This is a genomic window from Acinetobacter sp. 1130196 (assembly GCF_000588095.1).
Classification (GTDB): Bacteria; Pseudomonadota; Gammaproteobacteria; order Pseudomonadales; family Moraxellaceae; genus Acinetobacter; species Acinetobacter nosocomialis.
In genome coordinates this window covers 16,226-40,894 of the sequence record NZ_JFWX01000020.1, presented here as the reverse complement: position 1 = coordinate 40,894, position 24,669 = coordinate 16,226, and the positions used below count along the sequence as shown (strand labels likewise).

General features: G+C 38.9%; 22 protein-coding genes. 13 read left to right on the top strand and 9 right to left on the bottom strand.

The features are described 5' to 3' along the window. Positions 1-5: 5 nt before the first annotated feature. The 4 genes from J671_RS15425 to J671_RS15410 form a co-directional block, all read right to left on the bottom strand. Positions 6-881 (bottom strand): class I SAM-dependent methyltransferase, encoded by an 876-nt coding sequence (locus J671_RS15425; protein WP_004888062.1) that lies wholly within the window; start codon positions 879-881, stop codon positions 6-8. A 111-nt stretch (positions 882-992) separates the two neighbouring features. Continuing rightward, positions 993-2,516, bottom strand: a complete 1,524-nt coding sequence (locus J671_RS15420) for a flavin-containing monooxygenase (RefSeq protein ID WP_004888060.1) — start codon at positions 2,514-2,516, stop codon at positions 993-995. 23 nt (positions 2,517-2,539) lie between these two features. Next, positions 2,540-3,373 (bottom strand): SDR family NAD(P)-dependent oxidoreductase, encoded by an 834-nt coding sequence (locus J671_RS15415; RefSeq protein ID WP_002156874.1) that lies wholly within the window; start codon positions 3,371-3,373, stop codon positions 2,540-2,542. Positions 3,374-3,432: 59 nt separating this feature from the next. Next, positions 3,433-4,392 carry a metal-dependent hydrolase gene (locus J671_RS15410; RefSeq protein ID WP_004888059.1) on the bottom strand — a complete coding sequence of 320 codons (960 nt, stop codon included), beginning with the start codon at positions 4,390-4,392 and terminating at the stop codon, positions 3,433-3,435. Between the two features lie 524 nt (positions 4,393-4,916). Here J671_RS15410 and J671_RS15405 point away from each other — a divergent pair. After that, entirely contained in the window at positions 4,917-5,540 is a 624-nt protein-coding gene (locus J671_RS15405) for a TetR/AcrR family transcriptional regulator (RefSeq protein ID WP_002156858.1), read from the top strand. Between the two features lie 61 nt (positions 5,541-5,601). On the opposite strand, the gene J671_RS15400 is transcribed toward J671_RS15405, so the two are convergent. Further along, positions 5,602-6,324, bottom strand: a complete 723-nt coding sequence (locus tag J671_RS15400; RefSeq protein WP_000459994.1) for a pirin family protein — start codon at positions 6,322-6,324, stop codon at positions 5,602-5,604. 511 nt (positions 6,325-6,835) lie between these two features. Here J671_RS15400 and J671_RS15395 point away from each other — a divergent pair. From J671_RS15395 to J671_RS15370, 6 genes are all read left to right on the top strand, one after another. After that, positions 6,836-7,798, top strand: a complete 963-nt coding sequence (locus J671_RS15395) for a metal-dependent hydrolase (protein ID WP_004709868.1) — start codon at positions 6,836-6,838, stop codon at positions 7,796-7,798. Between the two features lie 65 nt (positions 7,799-7,863). After that, on the top strand, positions 7,864-8,694 hold the full coding sequence (locus J671_RS15390) for an SDR family NAD(P)-dependent oxidoreductase (protein ID WP_004709866.1): 831 nt from the start codon (positions 7,864-7,866) through the stop codon (positions 8,692-8,694). Between the two features lie 23 nt (positions 8,695-8,717). Next, positions 8,718-10,268 (top strand): flavin-containing monooxygenase, encoded by a 1,551-nt coding sequence (locus J671_RS15385; RefSeq protein ID WP_031982776.1) that lies wholly within the window; start codon positions 8,718-8,720, stop codon positions 10,266-10,268. A 350-nt stretch (positions 10,269-10,618) separates the two neighbouring features. Then, positions 10,619-10,846, top strand: coding sequence for a hypothetical protein (locus tag J671_RS15380; protein WP_004709863.1), 228 nt, complete (start codon positions 10,619-10,621; stop codon positions 10,844-10,846). 322 nt (positions 10,847-11,168) lie between these two features. After that, positions 11,169-12,488 carry an NCS2 family permease gene (locus J671_RS15375; protein ID WP_004888055.1) on the top strand — a complete coding sequence of 440 codons (1,320 nt, stop codon included), beginning with the start codon at positions 11,169-11,171 and terminating at the stop codon, positions 12,486-12,488. 111 nt (positions 12,489-12,599) lie between these two features. Beyond that, a complete protein-coding gene (locus J671_RS15370; RefSeq protein WP_002156878.1) occupies positions 12,600-13,598 on the top strand; it encodes an adenosine deaminase in 999 nt (332 codons plus the stop codon). Between the two features lie 44 nt (positions 13,599-13,642). On the opposite strand, the gene J671_RS15365 is transcribed toward J671_RS15370, so the two are convergent. Beyond that, positions 13,643-14,200 carry a cytochrome b gene (locus tag J671_RS15365; RefSeq protein WP_004888054.1) on the bottom strand — a complete coding sequence of 186 codons (558 nt, stop codon included), beginning with the start codon at positions 14,198-14,200 and terminating at the stop codon, positions 13,643-13,645. Positions 14,201-14,440: 240 nt separating this feature from the next. On the opposite strand from J671_RS15365, the gene J671_RS15360 reads away from it, so the two are divergent. Both J671_RS15360 and rnhB read left to right on the top strand, forming a co-directional pair. After that, positions 14,441-14,818, top strand: a complete 378-nt coding sequence (locus tag J671_RS15360) for a hypothetical protein (RefSeq protein WP_002156817.1) — start codon at positions 14,441-14,443, stop codon at positions 14,816-14,818. Between the two features lie 66 nt (positions 14,819-14,884). Then, on the top strand, positions 14,885-15,451 hold the full coding sequence (gene rnhB, locus J671_RS15355) for a ribonuclease HII (RefSeq protein ID WP_000495832.1): 567 nt from the start codon (positions 14,885-14,887) through the stop codon (positions 15,449-15,451). Positions 15,452-15,520: 69 nt separating this feature from the next. Here rnhB and csrA read toward each other — a convergent pair whose 3' ends face one another. The 3 genes from csrA to alaS all read right to left on the bottom strand — a co-directional run bounded on the left by csrA (position 15,521) and on the right by alaS (position 20,004). Next, positions 15,521-15,775, bottom strand: coding sequence for a carbon storage regulator CsrA (gene csrA / locus J671_RS15350; protein WP_000906487.1), 255 nt, complete (start codon positions 15,773-15,775; stop codon positions 15,521-15,523). A gap of 246 nt (positions 15,776-16,021) precedes the next feature. Then, positions 16,022-17,302 carry an aspartate kinase gene (locus J671_RS15345; protein WP_001185176.1) on the bottom strand — a complete coding sequence of 427 codons (1,281 nt, stop codon included), beginning with the start codon at positions 17,300-17,302 and terminating at the stop codon, positions 16,022-16,024. 65 nt (positions 17,303-17,367) lie between these two features. Further along, entirely contained in the window at positions 17,368-20,004 is a 2,637-nt protein-coding gene (gene alaS / locus J671_RS15340; protein ID WP_004709855.1) for an alanine--tRNA ligase, read from the bottom strand. A 269-nt stretch (positions 20,005-20,273) separates the two neighbouring features. Here alaS and J671_RS15335 point away from each other — a divergent pair, with 269 nt between their 5' ends. From J671_RS15335 to J671_RS0104620, 4 genes are all read left to right on the top strand, one after another. Next, a complete protein-coding gene (locus J671_RS15335) occupies positions 20,274-21,293 on the top strand; it encodes a type I glyceraldehyde-3-phosphate dehydrogenase (RefSeq protein WP_031982774.1) in 1,020 nt (339 codons plus the stop codon). A gap of 311 nt (positions 21,294-21,604) precedes the next feature. Beyond that, positions 21,605-22,771 carry an ATP phosphoribosyltransferase regulatory subunit gene (locus J671_RS15330; protein WP_004888036.1) on the top strand — a complete coding sequence of 389 codons (1,167 nt, stop codon included), beginning with the start codon at positions 21,605-21,607 and terminating at the stop codon, positions 22,769-22,771. A 63-nt stretch (positions 22,772-22,834) separates the two neighbouring features. Next, positions 22,835-24,154 (top strand): adenylosuccinate synthase, encoded by a 1,320-nt coding sequence (locus J671_RS15325; protein ID WP_002156866.1) that lies wholly within the window; start codon positions 22,835-22,837, stop codon positions 24,152-24,154. A gap of 126 nt (positions 24,155-24,280) precedes the next feature. Then, positions 24,281-24,598 carry a hypothetical protein gene (locus tag J671_RS0104620; protein WP_002156849.1) on the top strand — a complete coding sequence of 106 codons (318 nt, stop codon included), beginning with the start codon at positions 24,281-24,283 and terminating at the stop codon, positions 24,596-24,598. Positions 24,599-24,669: the final 71 nt, after the last annotated feature.

The window sequence follows — 24,669 nt, the reverse complement described above, 5'->3', positions numbered from 1 at the left end:
TATCTTTATTTTTTTAAACGCAAATGCAATAAGCGCGTCGCTGATGTATGGCGTATATTGTCGGCACGCTTATAAAAATAACGTTCAGTAATAGCTTCACCAGACAAATCTTCAACCACTTCAAAGCCCATGTTTTTAACAGCATTGTGTAAATCTGAAGGTTTAAATTGGCCTAATAAAGGTTCTTTCAGTAAATGGGTAAACTGTGCAACACCGATACTCCCGAGTCGCTCAATGCCGTTTAGCTCCTGAAAATCGGTTGAATAGTCGAGTACTACTTCGCTACCGTTTGCAGCAAACTCAGCAATACTTTTTAAAGTTTGCAGTGTAGTATCCGGTTTTAAATAATGAGTAGTACCCAACCAAGAAAAGAAAGCCGGAGCTTTTCGTACATAGTGACTCCGGGCAAGCGCCTCAGAGATAGATTCTTTTTCAAAGTTAATAGCAACAAATTCAACAGTAGTAGGAATATTTCCTAGTTTTTTGAGTTTGGATTGTTTCGCAGCTTGAGTATCAGGATGGTCGACCTCAAAAATTTTTAAAGTTGGGTAATGTTGTGACTCACGTAATACAAAAGAGTCTAAACCCGCTCCAACCAAAACATATTGTTCAATATTGTGTTGAACAGCCTGATTAAGTAAGTCTTCAGCATAACGTGATCGGCACACAACCTGCCCACTCAATAAACCTAAGGTGCGGTTTAAAAGGGGAGAATTCATTAATTTAACAATGAGCGGAGTAGATAAAAGCTTTTTCCAACCCTTACTGGTCATTTCAAAAGCATAGGGGTCTGAAAATACAGGGTTTGTCGTATTTTTAAAGTGATTTGCGCGTAAGGCAGCGGCGGCTTCGGCAGTACGGCTTGATTGACCTTCTTTCATTTTTAACCTGTTCTTTTATTTCTTGAAGATATAATGAAAAAGGCAGTGTATTTTATCAAAAACAAAAATACACTGCCTATTACTTACAACTGATTTGGTCAAAATTACAAATTAATGTGTTTTTGACGTTTGATATATGACGTCATAATCTTTCAAATCTAGTTTTTTCAAGCGTTGTTTCAGCTTTTTCAATGACCACGGCCATGCTGCAAAGTTGCGACCGTTAGCATCAAGGTAATAACTCTTACAGCCACCACTATTAAATACAGTGGTTTGCAGATGCTTTTGTACCAAGTCGTTGTGCTTTTTAATCACATCAGACTTAACGTTTAGTTTGCTAATCCCTTTGTTTTTAATTTTTAGCAAGCCATCTACAATATAGTCGAGCTGTGCTTCTGCCAAGCCAATAAACGAGTCATAAACCAGTACGTTTGGTCCCAAAACTAAGAATGCATTTGGTACATTTTCAATGTTGGTTCCTAAGTAAGCTTCTGGTGAAGTGTTTTTCCATAAATCATTTAAACGTTGTCCTTTTTCATTAAACACACGTTTACCGATTGGCGGGTGAGATACTTCAAACCCGGTGCCCCAAATAATCACATCAACTTCGTGGCGTTCACCATTGGCAGCAATCACCGTATTTCCTTCAACCTTCACTAAACCATGTGGAATAAGCGTGGTATTCGGTGCTTGTAGTGCAGGGTAGTAATTGTTAGCAAACAAAATACGTTTACAACCAATATCAAAATTAGGCGTTACGTTTTTACGTAACTCAGGGTCTGCAATTTGAAGTTTAAGTAATTGCTTGCCGAGTACATTTACTGGTTTTAGCGCAAGTGGGTTACGTAAACCAAAGTTAATTGCATTCAACGTTAGCGCTACACTTTTACGCCAGCTTGCCTGAATCGCTGGATATTTGGCAATGACGGATTTACTCAACTCGCCCAAGTCGGTATCTGGTTTTGGCAGTACCCAAGGTGCTGTACGTTGGAACACAAATAGCTCTTTTGCTTTGGGTTGAATTTGTGGCACAAACTGAATAGCAGATGCACCAGTACCAATTACAGCAATGCGTTTTCCAGTTAAGTCATAGTCATGGTTCCATTTTGCCGAATGGAACATTTCACCAGTAAAGGTATCTAAACCTTCAAGACGTGGAATTTGTGCTTCGGTAATTGGACCTGTTGCAAAAATAACAGTTCGCGATAGATATTGACCACTAGTTGTATCAAGTACCCATAAATGGCGTGTTTCGTCCCAAGCAGCATTGAGCAGTTCGTTGTTAAACTCAATTTTAGACGTGATATTAAACTCGTTACTTACATCTTCTAAGTAACTTAAAATTTCCGGTTGGCGTGCAAATAAGTGACTCCATTTTGCACTTGGGGCAAACGAGTATGAATACAGAGCTGAAGGTACATCGCAGCCACAGCCCGGATACGTGTTTTCACGCCAAGTACCACCTACACGTGCTGCTTTTTCAATAATTTTGTAGTTGGTATAGCCCACTTGGTCGAGACGAATTGCTGCGGCAATACCGGAAATTCCGGCACCCACAATAAAGGTATCGTAAATATGGCTAGGCGAATTGACAGCTTTTTTTGCTGATGTATTTGTTTTCATTTGAGCAGTCATATGGGTACTACCTATAAAATTTCTTATTTAAATAATTTGTACGATGTACCAAGGAATTTGGTATACAAGCTTGGAGATGCACGTTTCATGAGCCAGAACAACTTCGCGTCGATTTGAGGAATGGTATAAAGCTCATCCTGATCAAGACGGTTAAGTGTGAGTTTGGCGACATCGTCACTTGTGGTGAGTGCGTAGTTCATGAGTGCATGGTCTGCAAGCTTGGAATAGCGGCCCGGAATACGACCATTTTTAATGATATTGGTGGGTACCAAAGTCGGGCAGAGCACATTGACTTTAATGTTAAATTTACGAAGTTCAGCCGAAAGTGTTTCAGACAGCGCACGAACACCCGCTTTCGTTACGTTATAAGCAGTCATTTCTGGAGCAGCCGTGTACGATGCCGCCGAAGCCACATTAATAATCGCGCCATAACCTAGTTTTTTGAACTTTGGCACAAATGCATGACAACCATGAATAACGCCCCAAAGGTTAATATTCATGACCCAGTTCCAGTCTTCTAGACTGAGTTCGTCAAACTTACCGCCTAATCCCACACCTGCATTATTAATGACAAGGGTCACAGGGTGACCAAGTAAAATTTCAGCAGTTTCAGCTAGGTGGTTCACTTGTTCTGCATTACCCACATCGCAGCGCATGGCAAAAGCTTTTGCGCCTTCTTGTTCAAGAAGCTTTACCGTTTCTTCTGCGGCTTCTAAATTAATATCTGCACACACTACGCTACCACCACGTTTTGCCAGTTCAAGTGCAAAACTCCGCCCAATTCCACTGCCTGCGCCAGTCACAACGGCATAAGCTTTTTGGCTTGGTTTAACTTTCTTTTTACCAAATAAAATCATGATTCATCCCGAAATAGATTTAAGGAAAACCAGCCATTGAGTGACTGGTTGCAAGCCAGTTAAGACAAGCGTACAGGCGGAGTAAATTCCTTCACAAAGTAAGGCGCAATTGCACCTCCTTCCTTCAGTAATTTGTCTTTGTAGTACTCTAGATATTCAGTGGTATCATGATCATTTGGGTGGAAGTCAGGGCGTAAGTAATCGAAAATCTGGCCAATCGTGCTACCGAATACGCCATCTTTTGGACCAAAGATAAGTCCGACACCACGGCGAGCGTCTTTCCAGAATTTTCTAGTCAGCATTTCCTGTGGTTTTCTTAAAACAGGAATAAACAAGGTAGTTGCTGGGATTAGACCTAAAATAGTAAAGAAAGCTAAGAAGAAGCCAGAAGCTCGTAGTGGGTAGCTACCATTGAGTAATTGATAAACATCATAGGCAATATCTTTATGCTCAGATTCTTCAAGCATATGCCACATCCATAGCGCACGGCTTTTGGCATCGTCTGAATAGTAGAAATTCTTCTCATGTTTCATCATGTATTCGGCAAGTACAGCCGTAAAATGCTCAATACCAGCCATCATTGATAATTTAAGCGGTTGCGGAAATTTCAAAAACACATATTTAAAGAAGTTCTCGCCCAAGAAACGGTATAAATCGACCGGATATTCAACATCTTTAAGTGCATCGTTATATTCATTATGCAACTTAGAGTGAATCGCTTCTTGACCAATAAGGGAAGTAACACGCTGTTTTAACACTGGGTCTTGAATAAATTCACGGTGGTGACGGGCAGTCTCGATCACCAAATCTTCACCATAGGTTAGAAATACTGAAAGCGTAGCAAAAAACAAGGTGGCAAATTGATTGTTCATATAGAATTCAACATCAATCTCTTTACCATCAAACCCGATATTTAAATGACGGATTGGAATAGATCCTTTACTGGCAAAATCTGGTAACTCGATTTCACGGTAAAATTTGAGTTTGTTTAGTGATTTTTTAACTGTGGTCGAGATCATGGCGACACCTTCAGATCAATCAGTGATAGTGCAGCTACGTCGAAAACCAAAAGCTTTGATTTCCAACAGGGCACTGTAAATTCCATTTTCAAAAAGCATTTTGTCTGCTTACTGACTACGGTGATGTTGCTCCGTTATTTGTTTGATTATTTGACTGAATAACGGAAAAAGAGGGGAACTTGATAAAATGAATCAACCTCTTTTTGGATTTTTTCATGTTAATCTGAGTTTATGTTCGGATTCAATTCGGGTAACTTTTTAAGTTTTATAAGCTCCCATCTAATGCATGAATAGAATAAAAAAATAGTTTTTTAATTTATTAATATATTGATTTTTATTTAAATAATTTAAATTTATTTAAAAATAATTACCTAATAATAAAAGAGCTCATAAGTATGTTTAGCCATGCTCCTATAAAAATTACTCTATGAAATTTGACAACTATTCGGATTTTGTTTTTTTATTAGGGTGGGGCTAAATTACATGCTAACCTGAGCTTATGTTCGGATTATTAATAAGAAAATATGTCTACGCGAAAACCCCGTCAGGCACGAGCCAAAGTCACGGTCGATACCATTATTGAAGCAGGTTTTATTGCCGTAGCTTTGCATGGACCAAGTGGTACCACCACACGTCATATTGCGGAAATTGCAGGGGTGAGTGTGGGGTCTCTCTATGAGTATTTTAAAAATAAAGAAGAAATTTATGATGCGATGAATCACTACTTTGTGAGTGAAATTCTCGACATGATTAAAGAGCTAACCCCTACAATTTTAGAGTTGGAATTAGAGCCTGTCATTGAAATGATTTTTTATACGTTCAGTGATTTATTAAAGAAAAATAATGACCGTTACTTAACCGTTTTACGTTACGCAGGTGAGTTGCAATACGACAAATATATTCCAAAAATTGAACAGGCTTTAATGGAAGTCATCATGAAATATATGATGCATAATCCTAAATATTTAAAAATTAATAATTTACCTGTAATTACCTATATTTGTATTAATAGCGGTATTTTTAACGTAGCAAGGCATCTTATTTTACCTAACCCATTTATTAGTTTTGATGAAATGGTGCAAGGGTTAACAACTATGATCATGAGTTATATCAACACTGAAATGGCACGCTCGGAAGACCATTCATAATTTTTCTTTTTAATAAACATAAAAAAACACCTGCGTATATTTCGCAGGTGTTTTTTGTTGATTATGGCATGGTTGGAATTTCTTCCGGACGCATATCAAAAATCAGAATTTCGGCGTTGTCACCATTAGTAAATGATAACTTGCCTCCATCACGAATTCGTGCAGCATCACCTGTATTAAAGGTTTTACCGTTTACATCAATACGGCCTTTTGCCACATGTAGGTAAACATAACGACCTTCTGGAATTGCAAATTCTGCTGTTTCTTCACCATCAAAAAGACCTGAATAAATATTAATATCTTGTTTGATGGATAAAGTTTTTTCGCCACCTTTTGGTGAAATCATCAAGTGCAATTTACCGCGTTTGTCTTCCTCGGAAATATGCAATTGTTGATAGCCTGGTGTTGTGTTCACTTCATTTGGAACCACCCAAATTTGCAAGAAGTGCACGTTTTCTTGAGCAGAGTGATTAAATTCACTATGTGCAACCCCACGGCCTGCGCTCATTAACTGAATATCACCAGGCACAATAACCGAACCTGTACCCATTGAATCTTTATGTTCTAACGCACCTTCAAGCACATAAGAAATAATTTCCATGTTACGGTGAGGGTGAGTACCAAAGCCTTTTGATGGAGCAACCGTATCGTCATTAATCACAAGCAAATCTGAAAAGCCGACTTGTTTCGGGTCCCAATAATTTGCAAATGAAAACGTGTGTTTTGACTGTAACCAGCCATGATGTGCTGCACCACGCTCATGAGATAAACGCATATCAAACATGATTTATTCTCCTCATCCAATTTTTTTCTCTGAATGCAGTTTATCGTTTTCATTTATGCAATAAAGCTCTAAAAACAGAAAGCTTAGTGTGATTTTTGGAACGCTGAAATTTTGATATGAGATGCGAGGAAGGGTAGGCATAATATTTCATTTTTTATCTTTTAAAGCCATATTTTTATCATTTTAGGACAAATGTATTTTATTTAAATAATTATGAATAAGAGTAGGTTATATAAGTTGTTTGAAATAATCAAAAAATATTTAAGTTGGCAAAAAGTTTCAAAGTAGGTTGGCTTTTTTTGTCCTTGTTCGAGTGGTACATCAAGCGCACTATTTAATCTGATTTGGTGAACTTAACAACACTTAGGTTCATAAAACATGGCAAGGCAGATGTATTCGAGCAAATTTTTGTTCTAGAGCAGTTAAAGATTGCAAGAAATAATCTAAAGACAACTTTACCTGTTTGATTCGACGCTGCCTTGTATTTAACAAATTTTATAGGGTGTCAAAAATGGTCGCTCAAGCTATCCGAAATATTATTTCTCCTAAATCAGTTATAGCTCAGTATCAAAAGATAGATTTCTCAAATAAAGGAACTATCCCAATTCGCCATTTAAATATCGGATTTGATGGTAAAGAAATTGATATCGAGTTTTACGTCAACAACCAGTTTGCAACATTGTTCTTTGCAACGCTTTCGGTTTTCTTGACCTATGGTGAAGATTTGGTGATTGAAACAGCTCGTCACCACCGTGAATTTATTCAAGACCCGATTTTAAAACAGCGAGTTACTTCCCTTATTGGTCAAGAAGCCATCCATTCAAAATTGCATAATGAGTTCAATGATGCAATTAAAGAGCTGGAATATCCGGTCGATTTTTATCGTTTCTTAGGTGAAAACTTCTTTAAATATGTGTTTTTAAAATTCCCACAGCCGTTAAAGCTTTCACTTATGGCGGGGATTGAGCACTTTACGGCAGTACTTGCCGAATACATGATGAAGCATGAAAAGAATTTCTATTATACCGACGATGCCAAAAGCCGTGCTTTATGGATGTGGCATATGCTTGAAGAATCTGAGCATAAAGATATTGCTTATGATGTCTATCAGGTTTTAAACGGTAATTATCCGTTACGTGCAACCGGCTTTTTAATGGCTTTCATCACTATTTTAGGACTTATTCCAACAGCAACTTTATTTGTACCCGTACTACGTAAACCACAAGAAATGCTAACTAAGAAATTCTGGAAAGATGCACGTCGTGGCGTCAACTTAATTTTTAGTCCAAAAGATGGTGTATTTGGTAGCACTATTGGCCAGATTTTTGATTACTTACGTCCTAACTTCCACCCAAATGATCATGACACGACCGAATACCTTGAGTACTACAAAAACAAATTACTTAACGAGGGCGGTGCTATAGCGCCTTACTTTGTGAAGGAATTTACACCACCAGTTCGTGCAGTTTCATAAGCGTATTAGTCATGGCAGTAATACGAAAATTACTGCCGTCTACCTAAAGTTTTTTAGGATTTACTATGATTTTATTTGGTAAGAAAGACCAGCCTAGCCGAAACGCATATGCGGTCGTAACTGGGGCAGGCAGTGGAATTGGTCGTAGCTTTGCAGTTGAACTAGCGAAGCGCGGTGGCAACGTAGTATGTGCAGATATTAATTTAGAAGCTGCAAAAGAAACTGTAAAGTTAATTGAACAGCTTGGACAAAAAGCATTTGCAGTCCAGTGTGATGTTGGGCAAGCAGAACAAGTACAGGCTTTGGCTGATCAAGCAGAACAGTTACTTGATCATCCAGTAACACTCATCATTAATAATGCCGGCGTAGGGCTAGGCGGCAAATTTGATGAAATGAGTTTGGAAGACTGGAAATGGTGTATGCATGTAAACCTATGGGGTGTTATTCATGGTTGTCATGCATTTGTGCCAAAGCTCAAAAAACTAGGTTACGGTGCAATTATTAATGTAGCTTCTGCGGCGTCTTATACCGCAGCACCAGAAATGAGTGTCTACAATGTAACGAAAGCCGGTGTATTGGCATTATCAGAAACCCTTTCAGCCGAGCTACGCAAATTCAATATTAAGGTCAATGTGCTGTGCCCAACTTTGGTACCTACCAATATCATTAAAAATGGTCGGATTCCGGGCCGTTATTCCAAGCTTGCAGACCATGCACTCATGAACTATGCCATGACAACCAGTGACGCAGTTGCGGCTTTAACATTGAATCGATTAGATCGAGGGCAGCTGTATACCACGCCACAGATCGACGCCAAATTATTCTGGCTTATGAAAAGAACGTCTCCAACCCTATATGCAAAGTTCCTTGGGCTTTCGTATCAGCTATTTAAATAAAATTTTGTATAGGCAGAAAAATTATGGTCACTAAACCTAGAACAAATACACGCACACGTAAAACCCAAGAAGTTGCACATGTTTATGACACTTTTATTGTCGGTGCAGGTATTTCTGGCTTAGCTGCAGCAATTAAGCTAAACGAAGCAGGCTTAACCAATTTTAAAATTATTGAAAAAGCCAGCCGCGTCGGTGGCACTTGGCGTGAAAATACCTATCCGGGCTGTGGTTGTGATGTACCGTCGTCACTTTATTCTTACTCCTTTGCCCCAAGTGCAAAATGGAGCCATTTATTTGCACGCCAACCGGAAATTTTAAGTTATTTAGAAGATGTTAGTCGTGAGTTTGATATTGAGTCCTTAATCGAATTCAATACCGAATTATTAAAAGCAGAGTGGGATAACCAAAAAAATATCTGGAAGCTAGAGACAAGCTCTGGTTTGTATATCGCTAAAACAGTTTTATTTGCTACAGGTCCAATTACCGAAGCACAAATTCCACGTCTTGAAGGTTTAGATACCTTTACTGGTGAAATGTTCCATTCGGCAAAATGGAACCATGACTATGACTTAACTGGAAAACGCATTGCTGTAATTGGTACTGGTGCATCTGCTATTCAGTTTGTGCCACAAATTCAACCTAAAGCCAAAGAGTTGTTTGTATTCCAACGTACAGCACCTTGGGTACTACCGAAGCCCGATACGGACTTGGGCGAGTTGAGTAAATCTGTCATTGCCAAATATCCAGCTATTCAAGCGACTTGGCGACAGACTGTGGCGGGGACTTTAAATGTCATTAATTTTTGCCTACGCAACCCAAAAGCTTTAAAGCCTGTCAATTTTGCTGCAAAACAATTGTTAAAGCTGCAAATCAAAGATCCAGTCTTGCGTAAAAACGTAACGCCTAATTTCGATATTGGCTGTAAGCGTATTTTGTTTGCCAATAACTATTATCCAGCGTTACAGGCACCTAACACTACGCTTATTCCACATGGTCTAGTTAAAGTCGAAGGCAATACGGTGATTGCAGCTAATGGTGAACGCCACGAAGTTGATGTGATTATTTGGGGTACTGGATTTGAAGTGTCTCATCCCCCTATTGGTAAACGTGTACATAACGAAAAAGGGGAATGTTTGGCTGAGCTTTGGAAAGACTCCTCACCAGAAGCTTATTTAGGAACCAATATTGAAAATGTACCTAATGCATTTCTTATGCTTGGGCCAAATGTTTTGGTCTATGACTCATTTATTGGTCTTGCCGAAGCACAACTGCAATATATTATAGATGGTTTGCTACAAATGAAGGCAAAAGGTATTGCTAAGCTTTCAGTGAAATCAGAAGTGATTAAAAAGCACAACGACTTGGTACAAAAACATCTACAAACCACAGTATTCAATAGCGGGGGATGTAAAAGTTACTATCTCGATGCAAATGGTCGCAACTTCGCGGCATGGCCATGGTCGTTAAAAAAGCTTAAACAGCGTTTACATCATTTAAAGTTAGAAGAATATGATGTGGTTTATGAAGCTGATTTGATAAAAGCAAAACCTAAAGCTGAAGAAGTTGCTGGTTAATGACTTTATAAAAGCCCATTTTAATTTATTGAAATGGGCTTTTTATTATTGAACGGATTGAACAATAATTTAATGAAGTTAAATTGAAAAATAAATTTAAATATACTTAAAAATAAAAGTAGGTGAATAAGGCTATATAAGTTTTTGTTAAAAAAATATAGTTATTTTTAAAAATGAATTTTTAAGTGAAAAGTATTATTTTTACTCTTTTTTAAAATTGCAAATTAGAAAACATTTTTTATATCAATAGATTGAGTGATTAATAATTATTGTAAATAAATGTGAAAATATTCACAAACTGGTTATTTTTTGTTAAGATCATTAACATTAAAAACATAGAGATAATAATAATGATCAATAAAGTATTAATAGTGTTGTGTGTGAGTATCGTGTTTGTACTAGGGTACTGGGCGTATTTAGATACCCAAAATAAAAGACATCAAGAGCTCATGAGGATTATTCAGGAAGCTGAAAAAAATTTGCAAACAATTGAGCGAAATCCTAATCGTATTAGTCATAGCAATTTAGCTTCATATAATTTGCAAAAATATATCAGCGATAAAAAAGTGTTTTTCTAAGCAAAGTAGTCATTATTATTTGATTTAAAAACTGTGCCATTGATCATATCTTTTCATAAATTTTGATCATGTTGCTTTTGAATCTGTTAAACTTATTGAACGTATAGTAAAAAAGCTGCATAGGGGTTATGCAGCTTTTTTGTGTTTCAAGAGGGGCTGTGGCTATTTTCTGTGTATGACAGCAGAAATCGAATGAGTGGCATATTTGTTGCTTCGTCTATTGAAGATTTTTGTCTAGAGATCTGATCAGAAAAACAAGATTGCTCAGATACCTACATAGAAGTACATATTCCACAGCTCAGATTTTGCATAGAGGCTACTTATGGCGGCGCCCAATTCTTCGGCAGGCTGGTTAGAGCGTTTATTTAAGTTAAGCGACAATAAAACCACGTTTCGAACAGAAGTTCTTGCTGGTGTAACTACGTTTTTAACGATGTGTTACATCATCATTGTCAATCCACTCATTTTATCTGAAACCGGCATGGATCATGGCGCCGTATTCGTTGCGACCTGTTTGGCAGCAGCAATCGGTTGTTTAGTGATGGGTATTATTGCCAATTATCCAATCGCCTTAGCACCGGGCATGGGGCTTAATGCTTATTTTACCTATTCGGTATGTATGGGTATGGGGGTGCCATGGCAGACAGCTTTAGCTGCTGTTTTTGTTTCAGGCGTTGTATTTCTTGCAATCAGCTTCTTTAAAGTTCGTGAAGCGATTGTTAATGCAATTCCAATGTCGCTTAAATTTGCGATAGGTGGTGGTATTGGCTTATTCCTGGCGCTTATTGCGCTAAAAAATGCCGGAATTATTGTTGCAAATAAAGCAACATTAGTGGGTTTGGGCGATATTAAACAACCTACTGTACTACTGGCTTTATTTGGCTTTTTACTTATTGTTGTTTTACATCAGCTTAAAGTCCGTGGTGCCATCATTATTAGTATTTTGGTGGTGACAGCAATTGCGACTGCTTTAGGTTTAAATGAATTTAAAGGTGTAGTAGGGCAGATTCCTTCAATTGCACCAACATTTATGCAAATGGACTTTAAAGGTCTGTTTACTGCAAGTATGGTGGGTGTGATCTTTGTATTCTTTATTGTTGACTTGTTTGACAGTACGGGTACTTTGGTAGGTGTTTCACACCGTGCGGGCCTTTTAAAAGATGGTAAATTGCCACGTTTGAAAAAAGCACTATTTGCTGACTCTACTGCAATTGTTGCTGGCGCAGCATTGGGTACATCATCAACTACGCCATATATTGAATCGGCTTCAGGTGTAGCAGCAGGTGGACGTACAGGTTTAACTGCAGTAGTGGTCGCTTTCTTATTTATTTGCTGTTTATTCTTGGCACCTCTTGCTCAATCTGTGCCAGGTTTTGCAACAGCTCCAGCTTTGTTGTTCATTGGTGTACTCATGATCCAAGGGATCACGCACATTGATTGGGATGATATTACAGAAGCTGTTCCAGCCTTTTTAACGATTGTATTTATGCCATTTGCGTACTCAATTGCAGATGGTATTGCTATGGGCTTCATCAGCTATGCATTAGTTAAATTATTCACAGGTAAGGCAAAAACTGTTCCATACATGGTATGGATTATTGCTGCTCTTTGGGTATTTAAATTTATCGCTTTTGGCGGTTAATATGATTTTTCATAATTTCCTTCTAGAACTATTTTATTGATAGAGATATAAGAAGGAAATTATAGAAGGGTGTGCTTACCACACCCTTTTTTCTTTAGATGTGGAGTTAATATGAATCAAGTCGAGCTGATTCAGGCCTTACCAAAAGCCGAGTTGCATGTGCATATTGAAGGGACGTTTGAACCTGAATTAATGTTTGCTATTGCACAGCGTAATCAGATTCAGATTCCTTACAAATCTGTTGAAGAAGTAAAGCAAGCTTATAACTTTCATAATCTTCAATCATTTTTAGATATTTACTATGCTGGTGCAAATGTTCTTGTTCATGAGCAAGATTTTTATGATTTAGCATGGGCATATTTTGAGAAATGTGCAGAAGATCGTGTCGTTCATACAGAAATGTTCTTCGACCCGCAAACTCATACCGACCGTGGTATTGCGTTTGCAACGGTGATCAATGGGCTTAAACGTGCATGTGCTGACGCAAAAACCAAATTTGGTATTAGCTCTCAGCTTATTATGTGTTTCTTGCGCCATTTAAGCGAAGAAGCTGCATTTGAAACGCTTGAGCAAGCTTTACCGTTTAAAGAAGACATTATTGCTGTTGGACTTGATTCAAGTGAAGTAGGCCATCCACCAGCTAAGTTTGAACGTGTTTTTGCTAAGGCACGTGAGGAAGGTTTCTTAATCGTGGCTCACGCAGGCGAAGAAGGCCCACCTGAATATGTATGGGAAGCTTTAGACTTGCTCAAAGTAAACCGTATTGATCACGGCGTGCGTTCTGAAGAAGACGAACAATTAATGGCTCGTCTAATTAATGAAAAAATGCCATTAACGGTTTGTCCTTTAAGTAACTTAAAGCTATGTGTCGTTAAGGATATGAAAGATCACAACATCCGCCGTCTTTTACAAAAAGGCGTACATGTGACTGTTAACTCGGATGATCCTTCATATTTTGGCGGTTATATGAATGATAACTTTATTGCTATTCAGCAGGCCTTAGATTTAAGTAATGATGAGTTGAAGCAACTCGCAATTAACTCTTTTGAAGCCTCTTTCATCTCAGATGAAGAGAAACAAAAGTGGATTTCAGAAATTCAGAAAATCTAAATAAAAAAACCGCCTGTGATAGGCGGTTTTTTTTAACATAGAATTTATTTAGGTTGTTTAGTCATACTATTTAAAACATTATCTTTATCCACAAAGTGATGTTTTAAAGCTGCCAGAACATGTCCAACAATAAGTAAACCTGCAAACCATGAAATATAGATATGCAATGGTTTAACAATCGCTAATATCTCAGGGTTATCTTGTACTAAACGTGGAATTTCAAATAAATATAAAACAGGGGCAGGATGACCAGCACTCCAGCTAAATAAACATCCTGTCACAGGTAAAGCCACTAAAATCACATAAAGCAATAAATGTCCGATGTGAGCTAGGGTTTTCATAGTGGGTGACATGGTGTCAGGCAGCTGTGGGGCTGGGTGGGTGTAACGCCAGAAAAGGCGAATAACTACTAGAAAAATAATGGTTGTGGCAATGTTTTTATGTAGTGTAATGACATCACCTTTAAAGCTACCATCAGCATCGTAACTTAAAAAGTTTCCACTATAAAAGCCAATCACCCAAGCGGTAATGAAAATGATTGCCATGACCCAATGCAGAATCTGTGCAGTACGGTTGTAGTATTGAGAGGATGAGGCAGGCATAAAAGACCCTATTTTTTTGTCATTTTAGTGCTAGATTTTATGAGAAAGGGTTGATTTTGAGAAATGTTGTTCTCGTAACGGAGCGTGCTATAAACAGAACGCTTTAATTGAAGAAACATAGTCAACTTGAGTTGGAAAATAACAGAGTTAGATTGCACAAATGCATCAATTTATTTGTTTCTTCTAAGCACAAGTTTAGGCAAAATACGCGCTGCTTACGTTCGATCAAAGGAAAAAATGATGAAAAAATTGATGCTTGCTATGGCACCAGTTGTTTTAGCTTTAACGGCATGTGCGACCACGCCTGGTGCAGGTTCTACAGAAACAGCAACTCAACAGTTAGGCATGACTGCATTAAAAGTGGCTGTAAACGCGAAATGTATTACAGAAATTAATAATGTTGCTGCATGGAAAACAGCAACCAAGCTTATGACTGCTGAACAACGTGATAGTATTCAAACTAATGTTTGTGGTTGCGTAAGTGAAAAGGCACCAAACAGTGTTACAGCAGTTGATTTGGCTACTGCTGCACTTGACCCTGCGGCACGTGCAACAGTTGTAAATCAGGTTGTCTCTAATACTGTAAACGCTTGTGTAGCAGAAGCTTTGCAAAAGTAATTAATAATTTGAGTTTCAAAGAAGGCTGACTCATATTGATCGGCCTCTTTTTTTATTGGAGTATACATGTTTGTTGCAGGCGTAGATGAGGCGGGGCGAGGCCCACTAGTGGGTTCAGTTGTTGCTGCAGCTGTTATTTTAGATCCGAACAATCCAATTTTAGGTTTGAATGATTCTAAAAAATTAACTGAAAAGAAACGTGAAAAGTTGTTTATCGAAATTCAGGAAAAAGCTTTGGCATGGTCAATAGCAGAAGCTACCCATGCAGAGATTGATGAGCTGAATATCTTGCAAGCAACTTTTTTGGCTATGCAACGTGCCGTGGATGGTCTAAAAACACAGCCTCAAAAAGTCATTGTAGATGGCAACCAAATTCCAAAAGGCATCATTATTCCTTGTGAAGCGATTGTCGGAGGGGATGCGAGCCATGCCGAGATTAGTGCAGCGAGTATCTTGGCAAAAGTCACACGTGATCGACAAATGGCAGAATTAGATCAGCAATATCCATTATTTGGTTTTGCCAAACATAAGGGTTATCCAACTAAAGCGCATTTTGAAGCGATTGCAGCTCACGGGGTAATCGATCAGCATCGTCGTAGTTATGCACCTGTAAAACGTGCATTAGGGCTATAAATTTATATACTCCCAAAAAATTTAAAGCGACTATAAAGTCGCTTTAATTAGGGAGAGAATAACTTCATACTAACGATTGAAGTTTTTCTGTGCATAATTATCATCTTCATATGAAACTTGATAATCTTGATCAAGATGTTGAAGGTGTTCATGCATTGCACGTTCATGTTGAATACGTTGATAAATTTCTTCGCGATGAACAGAAACCTCTTTTGGCGCATTCACACCAATTCGAACCTGGTTTCCTTTGACGCCAAGCACAGTAACACTGACTTGATCCCCAATCATTAATGTTTCCCCGACACGGCGGGTCAGAATCAGCATGTTTATCTCCTTGCTAAACGCTTAAAACTGCAATATTGGTACCCAAATAAAAAGCTCAACCTCAGTTTTCAGTCAGATTCTAACAGAAATATGAGAACAAAGTCATATTTTGATAATCTCTGCCAAAAAACTTTCCGTTTAATATAACAGAGCCGCTATAAAAAAAACTATAGCGGCTCTGTGTTTTCTTTGATTATTGTCGGACAAGTAAACATTTTTTAATGAATTCTTGACCGGTTGGTAAAATTAAGCGCGGGCGCTGCTTTCACCGTGTTCGCGATCTAAACCAAAAGCGGTATGTAGGCAACGAACTGCAAGTTCAAGATATTTCTCATCAATGATGACAGACACCTTAATTTCAGATGTTGAGATCATAAGGATATTAATACCTTCGTCTGCGAGGGCAGTAAACATCTTGCTTGCTACACCAGCGTGTGAGCGCATACCCACACCAACAATTGAAACTTTTACAATATCGTCACGTGTTGAAACTTCGCGTGCACCAATATTTTTGGCAGTTTCATTTAAGATTTTTTCAGCTTTCGCTAAATCAACACGGTTTACAGTAAACGTAAAATCTGTTGTGCCATCTTCTTCAACATTTTGGACTATCATGTCCACTTCAATGTTGGCATCACTTACTGGTGATAAAATTTTAGAAGCAATACCTGGTTCATCAGGTACACCTAAAATCGTTAATTTTGCTTCGTCACGGTTAAAAGCAATACCTGCAATGATTGGCTGTTCCATAGTGTCTTCTGCCTCAGTAGTAATGAGTGTACCTACATTTTCTTTAAATTCGTCGTCAAATGCGCCGTCGTCATCATTATCAAAGCTTGATAATACGCGTAAAGGAACTTGATATTTTCCGGCAAATTCTACTGAGCGAATTTGTAAAACTTTTGAACCTAATGATGCCATTTCTAGCATTTCTTCAAAAGAAATACGATCAATTTTCTTCGCTTTAGGAGCAACACGAGGATCTGTAGTGTAAACACCATCAACGTCAGTATAGATTTGGCATTCATCTGCTTTAAGTGCAGCAGCAATCGCAACACCAGAAGTATCTGAACCACCACGTCCTAGAGTAGTTGTGTTTCCATTAGCGTCAAAGCCTTGGAAGCCTGCAACTACAATAACACGGCCTGCATCTAGGTCATTGGTCATGACATCTGTGTCAATCGACTCAATACGCGCCTTGGTAAATGCACTGTCAGTTTTAATACCGACTTGACGTCCGGTATAGGATTTAGCTTCCACACCAATCGAATTAAGTGCCATAGCTAACATGGAAATCGTCACCTGTTCACCGGTTGAAACCATTTGGTCTAACTCGCGTGGGTCAGGTGTTTCGGTAATGGCTTTAGCGAGGGCAAGTAAGCGGTTTGTTTCACCACTCATTGCAGATACGACCACAACAACCTTGTGACCGTGATCATGCCAACGCTTCACACGACGAGCAACATTTAAAATGCGCTCGGGGGTACCCATAGAAGTACCGCCATATTTTTGAACGATTAATGCCATAGTTGTTCCATATAAGCCATGACCCTGAGAGGCTTTTCAGGGTCAGTTACACAAAAAGTGAAGTCTTATTTTTGTTCAAGCCATGCAGGCAATGCTGCGATCACTTGTCCAAACTTCTCGTTAAGTGGCGCGCCACCTTGTGCTAAGTCAGGTTTACCACCACCTTTACCACCTAGTTCAGTTGCTAGATGTTTGATGATGTCACCTGCTTTTAGATTTGCAGTGTATTGTGACGCGACTGATGCAAGCAGGCTGACTTTGTCACCCTCTACACCTGCTAACACAATCACTGCGTTCTCTAATTTTGATTTTACACTGTCATGTAAGTTGCGAAGCGCTTTGGCATCAACCCCTTGAACAGTAGTAATAAGCGTTTGACGACCAGCAATGGTTTGAACTTGGTCAATCAAATCAGCCGCTTGGAAGTTTGCCAATTTCTGGTTGAGCTGTTCAATCTGCTTTTGTAATGCAGAAACCAATTCTACATTGGCTTGTACACGCTCAACTGTTTGGTCTTTCTGTGCTTTTAGTAAGCTATTAATGTGCTGAATATCATGATCAGCTTTTTGTACCACTTCTAATGCTTTAGTGCCAGTCACTGCTTCAATACGACGTACACCAGCAGCTACACCACCTTCAGAAGTGATTTTGAATAAACCAATATCACCTGTACGTTTTACGTGAATACCGCCACAAAGTTCGATTGAGAAGTTTTTCTCATCAATAACTGAACCCATAGAAAGTACACGAACTTCATCGCCGTATTTTTCACCGAACAGCATCATTGCGCCTTTTGCTTTTGCTGCTTCAATGTCGAGAAGCTCAGTCGTCACTGGAGTATTGGCAATGATTTCAGCATTTACGAGACGTTCAACTTGTTGTAATTGTTCAAATGAAACAGGTTGGTCATTTGCAAAGTCAAAACGTAAGATATCACTTGCAACTAAAGAACCTTTTTGTTGTACATGAGAACCTAAAATTTGACGAAGGGCAGCATGTAACAAGTGGGTTGCTGAGTGGTTACGCGCAGTAGCTTCACGAATGTCTGCTTTAACAATCGCTTCTACATTTTGATTTGCTTTGAGGTTACCAACAGTCACAATACCTTGATGAACAAAGGCACCACCAGACTTTTTAGTGTCTTGAACTTCAAAAATACCTGTTTCATTTTTGAAGATACCAGTATCACCAATCTGACCACCACTTTCAGCATAGAAAGGAGTTTGGTTTAAAACGATAAGTGCTTCGTCGCCTTCAGAAACTTCGTCAACTTGTACGCCATCTTTATAGATCGCTACAATCTGACCTTGACCAGTTGTGTTGATATAACCGTCAAACTGAGTTTCGCCTTCGACTTTTACAATGCTGTTATAGTCAACTGCAAACTTACCAGCATCACGTGCACGTTGACGCTGTGCAGCCATTTCAACTTCAAAACCGGCTTCATCAATAATAAAGCCACGTTCACGTGCAATATCAGCCGTTAAGTCTGTCGGGAAGCCATAAGTGTCGTAAAGTTTAAATACAGTCGCACCCGGAATAGTTTTATCTTTTAACTGAGCAAGTTCACCTTCGAGAAGTTTTAAGCCTTGCTCAAGTGTTTTAGCAAACTGTTCTTCTTCACGAATTAAAGTTGCTTCAATCACATCACGACGAGCTTCTAACTCAGGGTAAGCCTGACCCATCACTTCAATTAATGGTTGCAACATTTTGTAGAAGAACGTACCTGTTGCACCAAGCTTGTTACCATGACGAACAGCACGGCGAATAATACGACGTAATACATAACCACGACCTTCATTGCTTGGGTTTACACCATCAGCAATTAAGAAGCAGCAAGAACGCGCATGGTCTGCAACGACACGTAAAGAAGGCTGACCTTCATCTTCAATACCAATAATGTTTGCAGCAGCTTTTAATAAGTGTTGGAACAGGTCAATGTCATAGTTTGAATTAACATGTTGCAATACTGCAGAAATACGCTCTAAGCCCATACCTGTATCTACAGATGGCGCTGGAAGAGGGTGAAGTACGCCATCAGCAGTACGGTTAAACTGCATGAAAACGTTATTCCAGATTTCAATGAAACGGTCGCCATCTTCTTCAGGAGAACCAGGTAAGCCACCCCAAATGTGGTCACCGTGGTCAAAGAAAATTTCAGAACATGGACCACAAGGACCTGTATCACCCATTGCCCAGAAGTTATCTGATGCGTATTTTTCGCCTTTGTTATCACCAATACGGATAATACGCTCTGGAGCTAAACCAATTTCTTTATTCCAGATGTCATAAGCTTCGTCATCTGTATGATAAACCGTTACATATAAGCGATCTTTCGGTAAAGCTAGCCATTGTTCGCTGGTTAAAAACTCCCAAGCAAACTTAAGTGCATCACGTTTGAAATAGTCACCAAATGAGAAGTTACCTAACATTTCAAAGAATGTATGGTGACGAGCTGTATAGCCGACGTTATCTAAATCGTTGTGTTTACCGCCTGCACGTACACATTTTTGTGATGTTGTTGCACGTACATAATCACGTTTTTCAAGACCTAAAAAACAGTCTTTAAACTGGTTCATCCCAGCATTTGTAAATAATAAAGTTGGGTCGTTGGCAGGAACAAGAGAACTCGATGCAACACGTGTATGCCCTTGCGTTTCAAAGTAGCGCAAAAATGCTTCACGAATTTCAGCAGATGTCATTAAACGAGTACTCACAACCAAGTCACTCCATATTTTCGAATTTGGCTAAAAGCATCACCACAAGTTTATTTATTCACAAATCTTGCATGTGATACGGGGCTTATTTTTAAAAAACGCTAAATTGTAACGGAAAAACCCCACCGAACCAACGATTTTAGAGGGAATATCTTACAAAACTGTGATTTGGCTAAAAATCTATATTCAATTGGCCTTCACGTGTTTTACTATATGCCTTCTTTCGTTTCTGGTTTTGTAGATAAGGATAGGTCATGCAACGTATCGCCATTAATGGGTTTGGCCGGATTGGACGTAATGTTTTACGTGCATGGTTTGAAAGCCCGAAACAATTTCATTTTGAAATCGTGGCGATTAACGATATAGCAGATGTACAGACACTAGTGCATTTATTTAAATATGATTCAACTCATGGTCGTTTTAATGGCAAAGTTGACATAGCGATTGAAAATGAAAAGATTTATTTAAATATTCAATCTAACCAAAGAAATTTGAAAGTTGAAGTTTTACAGCAAAAACAGCCAGAACTTTTACCGTGGGCAAGCTTGCAAATTGATGTTGTACTCGAATGTACAGGCTTGTTCCGTTCTCATGCTGATGCACCCCGCCACTTAGAAGCTGGGGCAAAAAGAGTCATTATTGGGGCTGCACCTTTTGACCATGTCGATGCTGCAATTGTCTATGGCGTTAACCATGCCGATGTGAAAGCGTCTGATCAAATCATATCAAGTGTGTCATGTACGACACAGGCTTTAGTGCCGTTAGTAAAAATCATTGATGACGCATTTGGGATTGAAACTGCGCTCATGACAGAAATTCATGCCGTAACAGCAGATCAGTCTGTGCTTGACCATGCGCACCGTGATTTACGTCGTGCCAGAGCTTCTGGTCAAAATATTATTCCAACTACGTCTAGTGCACTGGGTGCATTAAAACGTGTAATGCCTAAAATGGAAGACCGTATTGATGGTTATTCAATTCGAGTTCCCACCATTAATGTGGCTGCCATTGATTTAACTTTTATCGCACAATCACCAATTACTGTTCATCATATTAATAAATTGTTGATTAAGGCGTCTCAAACAGATTATGCGGAAATTATGGCAGTGACTGATGAGCCACTCGTTTCAAGTGATTTTAATCATTCGCCTTATTCACTTATTGTTGATTTAACTCAAACTATGGTTGTTGGGCATCAAGCTAAAGTATTTGCTTGGTACGATAATGAATGGGGCTATGCAAATCGATTATTAGACTTGTGTGATTCTTTCTAAATTTGAAATAACTTAGGAAAGCTGTTCAGCAGTTAAGGTTGGTTAACTGGAAACAAGGTGATAGTTCAGATATTGGCCCATTCTTTGGTCGAACAAGCTCTATTAATAACTAAAGTGAATAAGAGTAAAGTATTGAATAATATTGTTAATTGTTAATCTCTTCTTTTTGACTTTAGAGTTTATTAAGAAAGATTTATGCAAATTGTCAGGTGCATGGCACAAAGTATCATGCTACACTAAGAGAAATCGGGTGTGTTCCCGATTTTTTTATGTGGGGTCGTTCCACGTTGATCAGATTTTAGGCTTGAAATATGACCATTTCAGAGACATGGTTGCTGCCTGACGGGGTAGCAGATGTATTGCCGGAACAGGCGCAAGTCATTGAAAAACTTCGCCGTGAAGCTATAGATTTCCTCTCAGTAAGAGGTTATCAACTGGTATATACACCATTTATCGAATACATCGAATCGTTGTCTTCATTATCAGAATCAAATCAAGACCTGGATTTAGTAACTTTTAAGGTGATTGATCAGCTTTCAGGCCGTTTACTCGGTATCCGTGCTGATATGACGCCTCAAGTTGCACGTATTGATGCACATGTAAGACCTGTTGAAGGGGTTGCACGTTACTGTTATGCAGGGACTGTATTACATACAAAACCACAAAATTTCAATGCGACTCGCGCACCTTTACAATTAGGTGCAGAGCTATATGGCCACGATAGTATTGAAGCTGATGTTGAAATGGTCGATGTAATGCTTGGGCTCATTGAAAATGCTTATACATTGCAAGGTGCACATTTAGACCTAGGGCATGTAGGCTTATTTCGTAGCTTAGTAAAATATGCCGGACTTTCTAAAAATGAAGAGCATGAGTTATCTGATCTTTATCAAAGAAAAGCATTACCTGAGTTAGCTGAATTTACTCAAAATTTAAATATGGGTTCAGACTTCTATGCACTTGGTCGCTATGCAAGTGATTTAGAAGCATTACAAACTCATTTAAGTACAGATATTTTAAAAGATGTTGAATTTGATGCTGCATTAAATGCGCTCAAAACTACACTTGAACAAATTAAAAACCGTTGGCCAGCACTGAATGTTGGGATTGATGTTGTCGAACTTCGCAGTTACCACTATCACACTGGTTTGATGTATGCAGTTTATGCACCGAACCGTGCTGCACCTTTAGCGCAAGGTGGCCGTTACGATGGTATTGGTGAACACTTCGGTCGTGCACGTCCTGCTACTGGTTTCAGTTGTGATTTATATGCCTTAGGTGCAAATCAGTTTGCCGAAATTGAAACTGTAGTAGCGCCTAAAGGTACTGATGCAGATTTACTTAAGGCAATTGCAAATGCACGTTTACAAGGCTTACGTGTAGTCCAATTGTTAGGTAATGATAATTTAGGTTCTATTCCTTATGCGACGCATCAGCTTGTATCGCAAAACGGTCAATGGAATATTGAAAAGATTTAAACGCCAGCAGTAAGTTTTTACTGATGGTTTCCAATTTTAACAGCATGATGTAATGAGGCTATTATGGGCAAAAATGTTGTGGTACTTGGTACCCAATGGGGCGACGAAGGTAAAGGTAAAATCGTCGACCTGCTCACAGATCAAGCGGCTGCGGTAGTACGTTATCAAGGCGGACATAACGCAGGTCATACTCTTGTCGTAGGTGGTAAAAAGACTGTATTACACCTCATTCCATCAGGTATTTTACGTGAAAACGTATTGTGCTTAATTGGTAATGGTGTGGTGCTTTCACCAGCAGCATTAATTGAAGAAATGGGAATTTTGGAAGCTGAGGGTGTTCCAGTTAAGGAACGTCTACGTATTTCTCCAAACTGTCCTCTTATTTTACCTAACCACATTGCTCTTGATCAGGCTCGTGAGAAGAAACGTGGTAACGCTAAAATCGGTACTACAGGTCGTGGTATTGGCCCTGCTTACGAAGATAAAGTAGCTCGCCGTGCAGTGCGTGTTGCTGACCTTGTTCGTGGTGGTGCAGCGTTAGAAGAAAAACTCCAAGAAATGCTTGAGTTACATAACTTCCAATTAACCCAGTTCTACGGTGTAGAAGCAGTTAAATTTGAAGACGTGTTGGCTCTTTGCAACGAATGGCGTGAAGTGCTTGCTCCGTTAGTGATTGACGTGACTAAAGTATTACATGACTACCGCAAAGAAGGTAAGCCTGTAATGTTTGAAGGCGCTCAAGGCTCACTTTTAGACATCGACCACGGTACTTACCCGTATGTGACTAGCTCAAATACAACTGCTGGTGGCGTAAGCTCTGGTTCTGGTATGGGGCCTTTACATCTTGATTATGTATTAGGTATCACTAAAGCTTATACAACACGTGTAGGTGCAGGTCCATTCCCAACAGAATTAGTTTACGATGCAGCAACTGATTCTGGTGACCCAATTGGTAAACACTTGGGTACAGTAGGTCATGAATTTGGTGCTTCTACTGGTCGTCAACGTCGTTGTGGTTGGTTTGATGCTGAAATCTTACGCCGTTCTGTAGATGTTAACTCACTTTCAGGTATTTGCTTGACTAAACTTGACGTTTTAGACGGTTTAGAAGAAGTGAAAATCTGTGTAGGTTATGAAAATACTGATTCAGGTTGTGTAGGTTCTTCTGATGCGGTTTCTTTTGAATGTTTGAAACCAATTTATGAAACTATGCCAGGTTGGAGCGAGTCAACTGTTGGTTTAACGAGCATTGACCAATTACCTGCAAATGCTTTGGCTTATGTAAAACGTATTGAACAATTAATCGAATGTCCGATTGATATCGTTTCAACTGGTCCAGACCGTGCAGAAACAATTGTTTTACGTCACCCATTCTCTGCTTAATTTGCAAAGATGATAAAAGCCTCCTGAAAAAGGGGGCTTTTTTATATCCGACTAAAGTGCAGTTTCTGTTTTGTCTAATTCAGATTAAAACAGAAATATAAGTGATGTCATGGATGATGAACTAAAATGAAATTGCAACCCACTATTTCAAAAACCATTTTTTATTCTTTTTTGTTTGCGATCGGTGGTTCGCCAACGTTAGCTATGCTAGTCATTTATGGCCAAAATTATAACCCTGACTTCTTCATGACAGCATTTATGAGTCTTTCTGTTTTGATTGCTTGTGTCTTAATCCCGGTCGTTTTTATACAAAACAGTTATCTCTTATGGAAAAGGACAAGTCCCTCTCTTGAAGAGAAAGTTAAGCCTTTAAGCCATGTCTATCTTGTCCTAAATATAATATGTTTACTGTTCTGGATTTATTTGATGACTTTATCTGCTTGATCGTTACATAAATACTATGATCGTGAAGAAATGAGAGATTCAAAGCTTATGTGCTATTTCTTATAATAAGT